The sequence below is a fragment of the Catonella sp. genome (assembly GCF_052173895.1).
Classification (GTDB): domain Bacteria; phylum Bacillota; class Clostridia; order Lachnospirales; family Lachnospiraceae; genus Catonella.
The window spans coordinates 1-13,401 of the sequence record NZ_JBQMXS010000007.1 but is presented as its reverse complement, the minus strand read 5'-3'; the positions used below and the strand labels follow the sequence as shown (position 1 = coordinate 13,401).

Genomic DNA, 13,401 nt, shown 5'->3' with positions numbered 1-13,401 from the left:
TGTGAACGCTTAGTATGATGCACAGGAGATGTCGTGCAAATCAAACTGTAAGACAAAGAGTGAGCAGCCCATAGGTGGTATATTCCATCTGTGGGCTGTTTGTTGTGTGTTGGACGAGCTAAATTAATTACAGAAAGAATGGCTGTGACGGAATAATTGTTATTAAAGAATTGACGGCATATAAATAAGAGTATAGAATTATAAATATAAATTAACAAAGCTTGAGGAGAATATTATGGGAACCTGGAGTGCAGCAATTTTTGGTAATGATACTTCCTGTGATACTAAGGATGAATTTTTTAAACGCTATAATAATGGAGAAGAGCCTGAAGATATAAAAAATGATTTGCTTCCTGCTGAAGATGATGATGACAGATATGATGTCTTATTTAGTCTTGCATATTGCCTTTGGGAAGTAGGGGGACTTAAGGATGATTTTTTAGCTGAAGTAAAGGAAGCAGTTCTAAGTGGTAAGGATATAGAAATAGCTAGGGAACTTGGTGCTGATGATAAATTTATCAATAAAAGAATAACTAACCTTGCTGAATTTTTAGAAAAAATTAGTGTAAAAAAGGAAAAGCCTAAAAAAAGAGTGGCACCACCTGTTCCGGTTGAAAGTAAGTATAAAAACGGTGCAGTAATGGCATTTAAGTATGAAGATGGTATGTGGGGAGCTGTAATTGCCATAGACGGACATTTTTTTGATAAAGAAACAATTTATTGTTATATCCAAACTACAGTTAAAACATCTGAAAAACCTACAATGGATGATGTGCGTAAGTCTTATGTCATTGACAGAAATTTTCACAACAGGGAGAGAAATTCGCTTCCTTTTCGTGAGCCAATGTTCTATTATGCCTTTGACAACTGTATCACACAGTATTTGACTGCCAGAGCAACGAAAAAATTTGAAACTTATAATGATTCATTTTTTGAAATAATAGGACAGCTGTCTGATTGGGGAGCTTGTTCCGGAGGAATTTGCAAAGCTTTTGATTATAGCGTAAAAACTGCAGAAGAATTTAAGACGTATGCTGCTTGGATATTAACTAATGCCTATAATAAGGGTATATTTGCACATACAGATATGACGGTGGATGAAATTGACAAGGAGTTTATTGAACGACTTAGCCGGTAGTTTGGCCTACTAAGACTTATTTTTGATGCAGGCTAAGGTAATCAGGCAGAAAGGTGATAATTTGAAAGTAGAAGAAGTAATAGAACGAGCGGTAAAACTATGTAAAGAGTCGGGGGCAAAAAAAGTTTTTTTATTTGGCTCAAGGGCAAAGGGAACAGCACTCGAAAGAAGTGATATAGATATAGCTGTATCGGGAGTTAACGATATTGACTTGCTTATACAAAAAGTAGGGGAATTGCCAACGCTTTATAGTATAGATATAGTAAATATGGATGACTGTAAAAATGAACTTTTACTGGAGGATATAAGAGAATATGGACGAGAAATTTAAGAGAAGATTTGAGTCTTTTTGTAATTCGCTGAAAGCTTTGACTGAGGCAAGGGAAAGAGATTTTTCAGATTCATTTGTAATAAGTGGAACTGGAGCAAAATTTTCTATTACTTTTGATTTGGCTTGGAAGGTAATGAAAGATATTTTGATTCAGCATTATGCGATTATTGGGTTTGTAACAGGTTCTCCGAGAGATGTGCTTAGAGAAGCATTTAAGGCAAATCTTATTGATGATGATGGCTGGATGGAAATGCTAAAAGTTAGGAATGAACTGACTCACGACTATGATGGTGCGGTTGTAAAAGCCCATTGTGAGATGATTGTGGGAAAGTACATTGATTTGTTTTATGAGTTTGAAAAAATAGTGAAAGAATTAGCGTTATAACTGAAAAATACCCCCTGATTTGGGATAATATGAAATTTACGAGGCATGAATGGAAATTTTAGAAATCAAATCCTTTGAAGAATATTCGGACTTTATTTCGGAACTGGCAAATAATCCGTTGTATTATGATCCGCATTTTGTGTATGGTAAGAATAATCTCTATGGCGCATTAGAAAGAAAAGATGAATATTCATTTGCGGTTCTTGAAAATGGAATTATAAAAGGAATTTTTGTATGGCTTATTATTCCTGATGAAAAGTATATTGAGCTGCTTATCGGATTTACAAAAAGTAAAAAAGCTTTTAGAGAAATGCTTTTGTATATGGAAAATAAGTATCGGGGTTATAAGGCAGATTTTGTTATTAATCCGAAAAACTTTGCATTATGTCAGCCCTTAAAAGAAAAAGGGGCTGTTTTTGATACTGAACAGCAAAAGATGGTTCATACTGCTGTGGTGCCGAACGTGGATACAAGCAGTATAGAATTGTATACTGAAAAATGGAAAGAACAGTACTGTAAGCTTCATAGCATAGAAACATATTGGACGGCAGAAAGGGTTCTTTCTGCGAAAGACCGTTTTAGAGTGTTGCTTGTAATAAAAGATGGTCAGGTGCAGGGTTATCTGGATGTTACATATAGTTTTGAAACAAATGAACCATATGATATTTTTATGAAGCCTGAGTACAGATATCAGGGCTATGAACTTGCACTTCTTGCAAAAGCAATCGAATTAAACAAACCACATCAGATGATGGTGCTGGTTGATGTGGATGCTTTAGAGGATATAGCAATCTATACTGCTGCCGGCTTTAAAAAGGCAGAAGGACAGAACAGTATTTATGCAACTTATAGGCTTTAAGTAAAGAAGTAAAAGGTTTTGAAAAATTTGACTTAAATTTATGAAGATAGTAGAATAATGCTGTAAAAACAAGGAATATGAAAAGTCTAGGTAATGAAAAAGGATAATGTTATGGACATAAGTACATTGGAGTCAATTCTTGAAATTGGAGAAACTGTAGCTGTTGAATTTAAGCGTTGTGGAAATGGTATTGAAAATGATACCTATGAGTCTGTTTGCTCATTTTTAAACAGATTTGGTGGAGATTTATTTTTGGGTGTTTTAGATAATGGTAAAGTTAAGGGAATACCGGAAAAGTCTGCATCTGATATGGTCAAAAATTTTATAAGTGTGGTTAGTAATCCATTGCTTTTTTCACCTACAATTTACCTTTCACCTGAAATTATAAAAAATGCAGAAGGAAAAACCATTATTCATGTTCATATTCCGCCAAGTGCCGAGGTACATAGCTATAAAAAAGTCATTTATGATCGTGTAGATGATGCAGATGTAAAGGTAACTTCTACTTCACAGATTGCTCAGATGTATATACGCAAGCAGGAGATATTTACTGAGCGTAAAATTTATCCTTATGCAACAATAGATGATTTACGTTTAGATTTATTTCCTAAAGTTCGTAGGATGGCAGTAAATAATGCGGGAGGAAAACATCCATGGGAAGAAATGTCAGATCAGGAGTTGCTTGTAAGTGCAGGGCTTTATGGTGTTGATTTAGCGACAGGGCAGAAGGGATATAATCTTGCTGCTATTATGCTTTTAGGTAAAGATGAAGTTATTATGAATGTTTGTCCGGCGTATATGACAGATGCCCTGCTTCGTAAAGTTAATGTAGATAGATACGATGACAGAGAGACGGTTAGAACTAATTTGATTGAGAGTTATGATATATTAATGGAGTTTGCCAGAAAGCACTTGCTTGATAAATTTTTTCTGGAAGGTGTTAGCCGTATCAGTCTTAGAAACATAATTGCCAGAGAGATGATTAGTAATACGCTGATGCATCGTGAATTTACCAGCTCATATATAGCTAAGTTTGTAATTGAAGAAAATCGAATGTATGTAGAGAATGCCAGTCGTGCAGTAAAAAACGGTTTTATTACACCGGATAATATGGAACCTAATCCCAAGAATCCAATTATTGCTTCGTTTTTTAGAAATATTGGTTATGCGGATACACTTGGCTCCGGAACAAGAAAGCTGTTTAAGTATAGTGAATATTATTCAGGGCAGTATCCGGAATTTAAGGAAGGAGATATATTTAAGATTACTGTACCTTTGGATGATTCGTATTCCCTAGATTTTGATTTCGTTAATGAGCCCCCAAATGGACTGAATGAGCCCCCAAATGGACTGAATGAGCCCCAAAACGTATTAAATGAGCCCCAAAACGGACTAAATGAGCCCCAAAACGGACTAAATGAGCCCCAAAACGTATTAAATGAGCCCCCAAATGGACTGAATGAGCCCCAAAACGTATTAAATGAGCCCCAAAAAATGATAAGAAAGCATAGAATTGAAAAAATAATTGAAATTATTTTGGATAATCCACATATTACCAGAGCAGAATTAGCAAAGTTGTTGGGAGTTTCGGAAGCAACTATTAAAAGAGATGTTTCTGAATTGAATAAAAGTGGTAAGATAGAATATCTGGGAAGTTCAAAGGCAGGGAAGTGGATTGTAAAATAAGATTTTTTAATTATGGTTTTGATGGAGGAAAAACAAAATGGGAATGATAGCAAATTATCAATATTTGAGTAATGAAAACTTAAATGAAATGAAACATTTTAACGGAGAAGAAGACGAAATATTTGAAGAGGTTGAGGACTGGAATGAAGAAGCAGAGATTTTACTTGATATAGATAAGATGTGGGATGTGCTTCATTTTGTGCTAACCGGTGTAGACAGTTCAGAGCCTATAGAAGGCAACCCTTTAAGCGAGGCGGTTGTAGGTGTGACTTCGCTTGAAGAAGTATCTGAGTTTATTGCCTACATAGAAAAAGACAGGGTTGCAGATATCATTTTTGCTTTAGAAAATTTTGATATAGACGCAGCTTTAGAAAATTTCAGTATGGAAGCCTGCAAAAAAGCTGAACTTTATCCTGATATATGGGATAAAGATGTTGATGTAGAAGGAATAAAAAAAGAAATTTATATTTGTTTTAAGGAAATGATAGATTTTTACAAACAAATTTTGGAAGCAAATGGAAATGTACTGGTTACGATTTATTAGAAATAAGAGGAATGTGACCTAGGGCGTGAATAATGGGGATAAATTTAGTTTTATATATAAGGCTACACCCATAGAAATTTATTTTTGAATGGTATTATTATGAAGATTAACCGGTTATTGGAGGCAGAAAATGTGTAATTATTGTGAGAAAATTACTTTAGTTCAAGACTTTAAGTCTCCAAAGGATTATGAAAAAACTATGGATTATATTGGAGAGCTGGTTGAAAAAGAGGGTTTTCGGCTGGTAGATGGCACATGTCCGGTAGACGCATATAAGCGTGACGGATACTGGGTTGATGATATTATTTATCATGTCATAAAATGTCCAAAATGCAGGCAAAAGTTTACCTGCGTTGTAAATACATATAGAGGTGGAGGTTCGTTTAAAAAGGATGATGGATAATTTTAATGTATTTGAACAGGCTTGTAAGTATATTTCAGAAAAAATGTGTGAATTTAAGGATGTGTTGAATGTTAAAATAAGCTCACCGGAAAAGGCGGAATGGTCATATGACAAGGGAAATATAAAGGTATGTAAGCTTGATGAATCAGGAAGAAAACCAAGGTGTAAGACAGGGATAAAATACTGTTTAAAAGTCAGTTTATCAGGTGATGAGGCAGAGATAATATGGAATGAGTTTAGTGCATTTTTTGGTAAAACTCACATATCTGATATCGAGAGAGTGACCGGTAATGAAGAGCTTGGGAGGTATCAATTTATTGCAAAAAATTCAAAGGGAGATGAAATTCTATGTAGTATTTATCTACCTAATGAATGGAACATACCTCAGATTGGTCTTTTAGGTTTTGTATCTTCAAGGTACAAAAAGACTGATTATGTTGAATAAGCACACTTATAGAAAGAGGTAATAATATGGCGAGGTATGAAGTAGGTGCTATCTACAAAGTTGATGGAAGAGAAAGGACTTATTATTTAAGGCTCTTGACCAATGATGTTTATGGTGTATTTGAGCCTGTTAATGGAGAAATATGCGAAGAAACTTTTGAACATACAGCATACAGGCTTTACATTTCTACAGGTTCTTTTGCTGTAAAGAGAGGTTTTTGGGAAAAAGTTATTTCTTCACCTGATAAGACAGATACTAAAAGATGGAGCAGACCACCGCATTTAATAACATTTACTCCCTGGGATATTGAAAAAACTATTGAAAGGCGCAATTCATTTGACCAAGATGGTAATACAGAAATACTAAGTAAGGAAGATTATACTGCTTGTCTCAAGCAAGGCTTTATTTCAAATATATTCCCCATGTATGAAAATATTCCGGCTTTTCTTGACAGAGTTTATGAAGATTGGCCACAAAGTGAAATCTACAGTTCTGTTTCAGGGGGTACACCGGAGCATCAGAAAAATCAAATTGCAGCTTTAAAAGAGCTGGGCTTTGATGTTGAAGAATATGAAAAATCATTTACAAACAGCAAACTATAAAGGTCTGCTGTTTTTTTTGTTCATATTTTGTTCAAAAAATATTTTCTTGACATTAATCCAAAACAATGATATAAAAAGCTTAATAAATTTATCTAAATAAATTTAACTAAATTAAACGAGGTAAAGAAAAATGAATTTTGAAAAAGTAAAAGAAGTAATTGTAAATGCAGTAAACATTGATGAAGACAAGATTAAATTAAATGCAAGCCTTGAAAGTGACCTTGGACTTGACTCACTTGATGCAGTTGAACTTGGTATGGCTCTTGAAGAGGCATTTGAGATTACAATAGATGAGGATAAGCTTGCCTCATTTAAGACAGTAGAGGATATAGTGAACTTTATAGACGGTGCAGAATAAAGTAAAGCTAAAGGAAATAATCTATGGATATTAAAGATATTTATGAGGTTTGGGACAGATTTGAAAAATCTTCTTTAAGTGAACTGAAATTAAGCCTTAGTGGAGATAATCTTGAACTTAAGAAGGCTATGGAAGTGGTAAGTATAGAAGAGAGACCGATTAAAGTAAAATCTGTTTGTACAGCAGAGTCTGATTTGGTTATACAATCTGAGAAAAAGGAAGAGCAAGATTGTAAATATAAAGAAGTAAAAGCTCCTTTTGTAGGTACATTTTATCGCTCATCTTCACCCGAAACAAAGGCATTTGTAAGTGTTGGAGACATTGTAAAAAAAGGAGATATACTTGGTATAATAGAAGCTATGAAGATTATGAATGAAATAGCATCTCCTTTTACAGGTAAGATTGTAGAAATAAGAGCAGAAGACAGCAAAATGATAGAGTATAATCAAGTGCTGTTTGTGTTGGAGGAAACAGATGTTTAAAAGGGTTCTGATAGCAAATAGGGGTGAAATAGCAGTCCGTATAATAAGAGCTTTACGAGAGATGAACATAGAAAGTGTCGTGGTATACTCTGAAGTAGATAAGGAGTCTCTGCCGGTTATGTTGGCTGGCAGAGCAGTATGTATAGGACCTGCAAGTGCCAAGGAAAGTTATTTAAATGGAGACATCCTTATAGAAACTGCACTTAAGACAGAATGTGATGCAATCCATCCGGGATATGGATTTCTTTCAGAAAATGCTGATTTTGCAAGAAAATGTGAAAAAAATGGAATTATTTTCATAGGACCTTCAGCAGAAATTATAGAAAGAATGGGTGATAAGCAGGCAGCAAGAAGTCTTATGATGGCAGAGAAAGTGCCGGTAGTCCCCGGTTCTAAAGAACTTATCCATAGTGAGGAAGAAGCTGTAAGAATAGCGGAGGAGATTGGCTATCCGGTACTTATAAAAGCGAGTGCAGGTGGCGGAGGCAAGGGAATGCGTAGGGCATTTTCTAAGGAAGAGCTTGTAAGTGCCTATGCAGGTGCAAAGGCAGAGGCAAAGGCTGCTTTTGGAAATGACAGCATTTATCTTGAAAAACTTGTTATCAATCCTCATCATATCGAAATTCAGATTATTGCTGATAAAAAGGGGAATGTGGTACATCTTGGTGAAAGAGAATGTTCCATACAAAAGAATAACCAAAAGCTGCTTGAAGAATCTCCGTCATGGTTTCTGAAGCCGAAACTTCGTGAAAAAATGGGAGATATGGCTGTAAGAGCTGCAAAGGCGGCAGGCTATAACAGTGTCGGTACGGTTGAATTTATAGCAGATGATAACGGAAATTTCTACTTCATCGAAATGAATACCAGAGTACAGGTAGAACATCCCGTAACAGAGATGGTTACAGGGGTTGATATTATAAGAGAACAGATAAACATTGCTTCAGGTAAGAAATTATCTGTAAAGCAGGCAGATATATGCCTAAAAGGAAGTGCGATAGAATGTAGAATAAATGCACTTTCAACAGGAAAGGTTAGTTGTTTACATTTTCCGGCAGGCTTTGGAGTGAGGGTTGAAAGCCACTTATTTGAGGGATATGAAGTAAGCCCTTATTATGATTCAATGTTAGCTAAAATCATAGTACATGGCAGTACAAGGCTTGAGGCTATAAGGCGAATGAGGAGAGCCTTGGAAGAACTTATAATAGATGGTATAAAGACCAACAGTGAACTTATGTATATGATAACATATCAGCCTGACTTTATTGCAGGGCAGTACAATACAGGTTTTTATGAGAAAAACAAGGAAAAAATAGAAAAACAGGCTTAGAAAACAAGGGAATAGAGTATGAAAATAGCACAGATATTTTCACGAAAAAAGGATAATCTTAATGCTCTTAACAAAGCAAGAAGAGAGAAAAATAACAGAGTAGAAGAGGGAATAAGCTGTCCTTCTTGTGACAATAAGTTGGAAAGAAATATAATTAAAGAAAATTTAGGAATTTGCCCAAAATGTAATTACTACTTTCCGTTAAGCCCTATGCAGAGAATGGCTCTGTTGTCTGATGAAAAACAGGTAAAGAAACATTTTCATCCGTTAAAATCTATTAATCCAATAGATTTTCCTAATTATGAGGAAAAACTTAAGGAAAATAGAGAAAAAACAAGACAGAGTGATGCGATAGTTACAGAGATAATAAAGATAGGTGGAATTAGTACAGCCGTAGGAGTATTGGATGGAAGATTTTTACTTGGCAGTATGGGAACAGTGGTTGGCGAAGAGATAGCAAGACTGGCGGAATATGCTAAAAAGAAGAAACTTCCACTAGTTATATTTAGTGCCAGTGGTGGAGCAAGGATGCAGGAAGGAATATTTTCGCTTATGCAGATGGCTAAGACTGCTGCAGCTGTTGAGAGGTATAAACAAAGTGGAGGACTGTTCATTTCAGTACTTACCAATCCTACTACCGGTGGAGTGAGTGCAAGTTTTGCTTCACTGGGAGATATAACTATTGCAGAACCTAATGCACTTATTTGCTTTGCAGGACCGAGAGTTATAGAGCAGACAATAGGAGAAAAACTGCCGGAGGGTTTCCAAAGAGCAGAGTTTTTGCTTGAACATGGAAGACTTGATGCGGTGATTGGGCGAGTAGAAATGAAAGAATGGCTTACAAAGGTGTTAAAACTGCATAGTAAGAAGTAGAGAGTTTCATTTATAAGAAATGATGTTCCTTTACGAAAGAAGATTCTTACGGAGAGAATATTAACATGGAAGAGAATATAAAAACTCCTTATGAAAGAGTCATGTTGGCTAGAGATAAGGATAGGTTAAAAATAAATGATTATATAGATTTTTTGTTCGATGATTTTGTAGAGCTTAGAGGAGATGGGATAACAGGGGACGATAATGCTATACTTGGAGGAATAGCATTGTTTCATGATATTCCTGTAACTGTTATAGGACATAAAAAGGGTTCTACTACTGAAGAAAATATAGGTTGCAACTTCGGTATGGCTTCACCTGAGGGATACAGGAAGGCAGCAAGGCTTATGAAACAGGCTGAGAAGTTTGGAAGACCTATCATTACTATTGTAGATACTCCGGGAGCTTATCCGGGACTTATGGCTGAGGCTAATGGACAAGCGAATGCCATAGCTGAAAACCTTGCCCTTATGAGTGGCCTTAAAGTACCTATAATAGCAATAATCACCGGTGAGGGAAGTAGTGGAGGAGCTCTTGGTATAGCTGTTGCAGATAGGGTATTCATGCTTGAAAATGCTGTATATTCAATACTGTCTCCGGAGGGTTTTGCATCTATACTTTGGAAAGATAGTAAGAGAGCATCTGAGGCTGCAAAACTTATGAAACTGACAGCATATGAACTTCTTAATTATGAAATTATAGATGGTGTGATAAAAGAAGATGCAAAATTAGTAAAAAATATTGATGAAATAATCTATAAAGAACTTTTGGAACTTAGGAAGTTAAAAGAGGATAGTCTTGTAAAACAAAGATACAAGAAATTTAGAGAAATAGATAAAGAGAAGAAGGCTGTTAAGGCATAGATGGAGGATGAGCTTGGGAATACTTAAGTTTGTGGCAACAGGCAAGGCATTGCCTAAAAAAATAGTAACGAATGATGATATATCTAAGATAGTGGATACTTCGGATGAATGGATAGAAACAAGGACAGGAATCAAGAAAAGGTATTTTTGTGAAGAAGAAAGCTGTAACAGTCTTGCGATAGAGGCTGCAAAAGAAGCGATTAATAGGGCTTTACAAAAAGACAGTGAATTTGATGTATTAAAAATAGGGCTTATTATAGTTGCTACTACGAGTGGAAATTATGCATTTCCAAGTACTGCCTGTATGGTGGGAAAGGCATTGGGGCTTAAAGGAAGCGTAATGGCTTATGATTTAAGTGCTGCTTGTAGCGGATTTATGTATGCCCTGCAAAATGCAAAGGCTCTTCTCAATGAAATGGATAAGAAGTATGCTTTAATCATAGGCAGTGAAGAACTTTCGAAACTTCTTGATTTTAATGACAGAACAACCTGTGTTCTTTTTGGAGATGGTGCTGCGGCGACATTGGTAAAACTGGAAGATAGGGAGGGTATTTCTTATATCAGTTCATTTTCAGATGGCAATGATGAAGACTTGGTTTGTGAGGGGGTTGGAGAAGAAAATAGTTCTATCAAGATGAAGGGACAGGCTGTATTTAAGTTTGCAGTAAAAGCCATAAAGCAGAGTGTAGATGAGGTACTTCTTAAAACAGGACTTGACATGGAAGACATAGACTATGTTGTATGCCATCAGGCAAATGCCAGAATTATAGATTTTGTAAAGAAAACTTATGAAGGGCATGAAGAAAAGTTTTATCAGAATGTAGGAGAATATGCCAATACTTCAGCTGCCAGTATAGGGCTTGCTTTAGATGACTTATTTGAAAGTGGAAAACTTAAAAAGGGAATGAAAATAGTTTGTGTGGGATTTGGTGCAGGACTTACTTGGAGTGCAGGAGTATTTGAAATTTGATAAATATTTAACAATATAGATGCAGAGCTAGGAAAGGAAGGCTATGAAGAAATTAAATGAGATTTTAGATATTAAATACCCTTTTATTCAGGGAGGTATGGCAAATGTTGCAATAGGAGAGTTTGCGGCAGCAGTAACAGAGGCGGGTGGACTTGGTCTTATTGGTTCAGGTGGTATGAATCCTGAGATGCTTAGAGAAAATATAAGAAGATGTAGAGAGCTTACAAAGGGGAAATTTGGTGTAAACCTCATGCTTATGCACCCTCAGATAGATGAACTTGCAGCAGTAGTACTTGAAGAAGAAGTGAAGATAGTTACTACCGGAGCAGGTATGCCGAAGAAGTATATGAAGGATTGGAAGGCTAACGGAGTTTTTGTAATGCCTGTTGTAGCAAGTCCCATCTTAGCCAAAAGGCTTGAAGATATGGGAGCTGATGTTATTATAGCAGAGGGTACAGAAAGTGGGGGTCATGTAGGTGAAATGACAACTATGGCTCTTGTACCGAGGGTGGTAGATACAGTAAGTATACCTGTAATTGCAGCAGGAGGAATAGCAGGAGGGCGTCAGCTTGCGGCAGCCTATGCTTTAGGAGCGAGTGGAGTACAGCTTGGAACCTGTCTTTTGGTATCTAAGGAATGTCCTATACATGAAAATTATAAAAATGCCATTATTAATGCGAGAGATAATGATAGTGTTGTAACAGGAAGAATAGCAGGAACTCCTGTAAGAATTCTAAAAAATGAGATGTCAAAAGAGTATGTAAGGCTTGAAAAAGAGGGAAAAGATAAGATGGAATTGGAACATTTCACATTGGGAGCACTCAGAAAGGCAGTATTTGAAGGAGATGTGAAAAATGGCTCTTTAATGGCAGGACAGGTAGCAGGAGGGCTTACTGAAATCAGAACACTTAGTGAAATTTTTGAAACGATGAATAGAGAATATGAAGAAGTTATTAAAAATCTACAGTAGTAGAATAATTTGATATAAAGTAAAACTTTGTTTAACAGTATGAAATTTCGAAAGGAAATGTAATGAGTAAAATCTGTTTTTTATACGCAGGTCAGGGCAGTCAGAAAGTTGGTATGGGAGAGGATATTTATAAGGCCTATCCTAAATTTAAGCAGGTAATTGACGGCATAGAAGTTGATTTTAATTTAAAAGAGCTTATGTTTAGAGGAGAAGAGGCAAAACTTGCTAAAACAAGGTATACGCAGCCTTGTATGTCGGCATTTGCAGCAGGGGTTACAGAAGTTCTTAAAGATAATGGAATAAAGCCGGAAGGTGTTTTAGGACTGAGTCTTGGTGAATATGGTGCTCTCTATGCATCAGGAGTAATAGGGTTAAATGATTATCTTTCAATAACTGTATTTAGAGGCAGAGTGATGGAAGAGGCAGCAGAGGGAAAAGCTACTGTAATGAGTGCAGTGCTTGGACTTGATGTTGCAAAAATAGAAGAGATTTGCAAAGAAATAGAGGGCTTTGTAGAAGTTACTAACTATAATTGTACCGGTCAGTATGTAATCTGCGGAGAAGAAGAGGCTGTTGCAAAGGCTGAAGAAAAGCTAAAAGAAGTAGGTGCAAAGAGATGCATAAGACTTAATGTTACAGCTCCTTTTCATACAAAGTTGCTTAAAGAGGCAGGAGATAAACTCAGTGATTACTTTGAAAAAATAGATTTTAATGAGCCTAAGATTCCTTTGGCACTTAATCTTACAGGTAAGTTTTATAAAAAGGGTGATAATTTAAAAGAAATAATGGCACTTCAGGCTCAGAGCGCAATTCATTTTGAAGACTGTGTAAAGGCTATGATAGGTGAAGGCTTTGACAGCTTTATAGAGATAGGCCCAGGCAATGTACTTTCAGGCTTTGTAAAAAAGACAGCAGCAACTTTGAGTGCTAAGGTAGATATTCTGACCATTCAGAATAAAGAAGATCTGGAAAAAGTTATTAGTGTAATTAGATAAAAGGTTGTAGTCAATATATTGTTAGAGATAAATGATATAAGAGAAACAATATAGTAAATATACTATAAATTACTTAAGTGAAGTATATTGATTAAAGACTGATTAAAGGAGAGTGTATGAATAAAACAGCGATAATAACGGGAGGCAGTAAGGGAATAGGTAAGGCAATC

General features: G+C 35.8%; 17 protein-coding genes. All 17 read left to right on the top strand.

Features of this window, described 5'->3' with window-relative positions; all coding sequences use genetic code 11:
• Nucleotides 1-235: 235 nt before the first annotated feature.
• The 17 genes from ACTTG8_RS02720 (at nt 236) to ACTTG8_RS02640 (ending at nt 13,231) form a co-directional block, all read left to right on the top strand.
• Nucleotides 236-1,138: a hypothetical protein gene (locus ACTTG8_RS02720; RefSeq protein ID WP_442560589.1), complete on the top strand. Its 903-nt coding sequence runs from the start codon at nt 236-238 to the stop codon at nt 1,136-1,138.
• A gap of 25 nt (nt 1,139-1,163) precedes the next feature.
• Nucleotides 1,164-1,469: a nucleotidyltransferase domain-containing protein gene (locus ACTTG8_RS02715; RefSeq protein ID WP_442560588.1), complete on the top strand. Its 306-nt coding sequence runs from the start codon at nt 1,164-1,166 to the stop codon at nt 1,467-1,469.
• Nucleotides 1,453-1,854, top strand: a complete 402-nt coding sequence (locus ACTTG8_RS02710) for an HI0074 family nucleotidyltransferase substrate-binding subunit (protein ID WP_442560587.1) — start codon at nt 1,453-1,455, stop codon at nt 1,852-1,854. The genes ACTTG8_RS02715 and ACTTG8_RS02710 overlap by 17 nt, the downstream gene beginning before the upstream one ends.
• 49 nt (nt 1,855-1,903) lie before the next feature.
• Entirely contained in the window at nt 1,904-2,713 is an 810-nt protein-coding gene (locus ACTTG8_RS02705; protein ID WP_442560586.1) for a hypothetical protein, read from the top strand.
• A gap of 93 nt (nt 2,714-2,806) precedes the next feature.
• Nucleotides 2,807-4,399, top strand: a complete 1,593-nt coding sequence (locus ACTTG8_RS02700; RefSeq protein WP_442560585.1) for an RNA-binding domain-containing protein — start codon at nt 2,807-2,809, stop codon at nt 4,397-4,399.
• A gap of 37 nt (nt 4,400-4,436) precedes the next feature.
• On the top strand, nt 4,437-4,943 hold the full coding sequence (locus ACTTG8_RS02695) for a YfbM family protein (RefSeq protein ID WP_442560584.1): 507 nt from the start codon (nt 4,437-4,439) through the stop codon (nt 4,941-4,943).
• A 130-nt stretch (nt 4,944-5,073) separates the two neighbouring features.
• On the top strand, nt 5,074-5,346 hold the full coding sequence (locus ACTTG8_RS02690; protein WP_442560583.1) for a hypothetical protein: 273 nt from the start codon (nt 5,074-5,076) through the stop codon (nt 5,344-5,346).
• Complete coding sequence (locus tag ACTTG8_RS02685; RefSeq protein WP_442560582.1) at nt 5,336-5,791, top strand: hypothetical protein; 456 nt, start codon at nt 5,336-5,338, stop codon at nt 5,789-5,791. Before ACTTG8_RS02690 ends, ACTTG8_RS02685 begins: the two co-directional genes overlap by 11 nt.
• Nucleotides 5,792-5,817: 26 nt before the next feature.
• On the top strand, nt 5,818-6,393 hold the full coding sequence (locus tag ACTTG8_RS02680; protein WP_442560581.1) for a hypothetical protein: 576 nt from the start codon (nt 5,818-5,820) through the stop codon (nt 6,391-6,393).
• A 130-nt stretch (nt 6,394-6,523) separates the two neighbouring features.
• A complete protein-coding gene (acpP, locus tag ACTTG8_RS02675; protein ID WP_442560580.1) occupies nt 6,524-6,751 on the top strand; it encodes an acyl carrier protein in 228 nt (75 codons plus the stop codon).
• Nucleotides 6,752-6,774: 23 nt separating this feature from the next.
• On the top strand, nt 6,775-7,233 hold the full coding sequence (gene accB / locus ACTTG8_RS02670; protein WP_442560579.1) for an acetyl-CoA carboxylase biotin carboxyl carrier protein: 459 nt from the start codon (nt 6,775-6,777) through the stop codon (nt 7,231-7,233).
• Entirely contained in the window at nt 7,226-8,560 is a 1,335-nt protein-coding gene (locus ACTTG8_RS02665) for an acetyl-CoA carboxylase biotin carboxylase subunit (RefSeq protein WP_442560578.1), read from the top strand. Before accB ends, ACTTG8_RS02665 begins: the two co-directional genes overlap by 8 nt.
• 18 nt (nt 8,561-8,578) lie before the next feature.
• Nucleotides 8,579-9,433, top strand: coding sequence for an acetyl-CoA carboxylase, carboxyltransferase subunit beta (accD, locus tag ACTTG8_RS02660; RefSeq protein ID WP_442560577.1), 855 nt, complete (start codon nt 8,579-8,581; stop codon nt 9,431-9,433).
• 65 nt (nt 9,434-9,498) lie between these two features.
• Nucleotides 9,499-10,296: an acetyl-CoA carboxylase carboxyl transferase subunit alpha gene (accA, locus tag ACTTG8_RS02655; protein ID WP_442560576.1), complete on the top strand. Its 798-nt coding sequence runs from the start codon at nt 9,499-9,501 to the stop codon at nt 10,294-10,296.
• A gap of 13 nt (nt 10,297-10,309) precedes the next feature.
• Nucleotides 10,310-11,266, top strand: a complete 957-nt coding sequence (locus ACTTG8_RS02650; RefSeq protein WP_442560575.1) for a beta-ketoacyl-ACP synthase III — start codon at nt 10,310-10,312, stop codon at nt 11,264-11,266.
• Between the two features lie 43 nt (nt 11,267-11,309).
• Nucleotides 11,310-12,236, top strand: coding sequence for a DUF561 domain-containing protein (locus tag ACTTG8_RS02645; protein WP_442560574.1), 927 nt, complete (start codon nt 11,310-11,312; stop codon nt 12,234-12,236).
• Nucleotides 12,237-12,298: 62 nt separating this feature from the next.
• Nucleotides 12,299-13,231, top strand: a complete 933-nt coding sequence (locus ACTTG8_RS02640; protein WP_442560573.1) for an ACP S-malonyltransferase — start codon at nt 12,299-12,301, stop codon at nt 13,229-13,231.
• Nucleotides 13,232-13,401 lie beyond the last annotated feature (170 nt).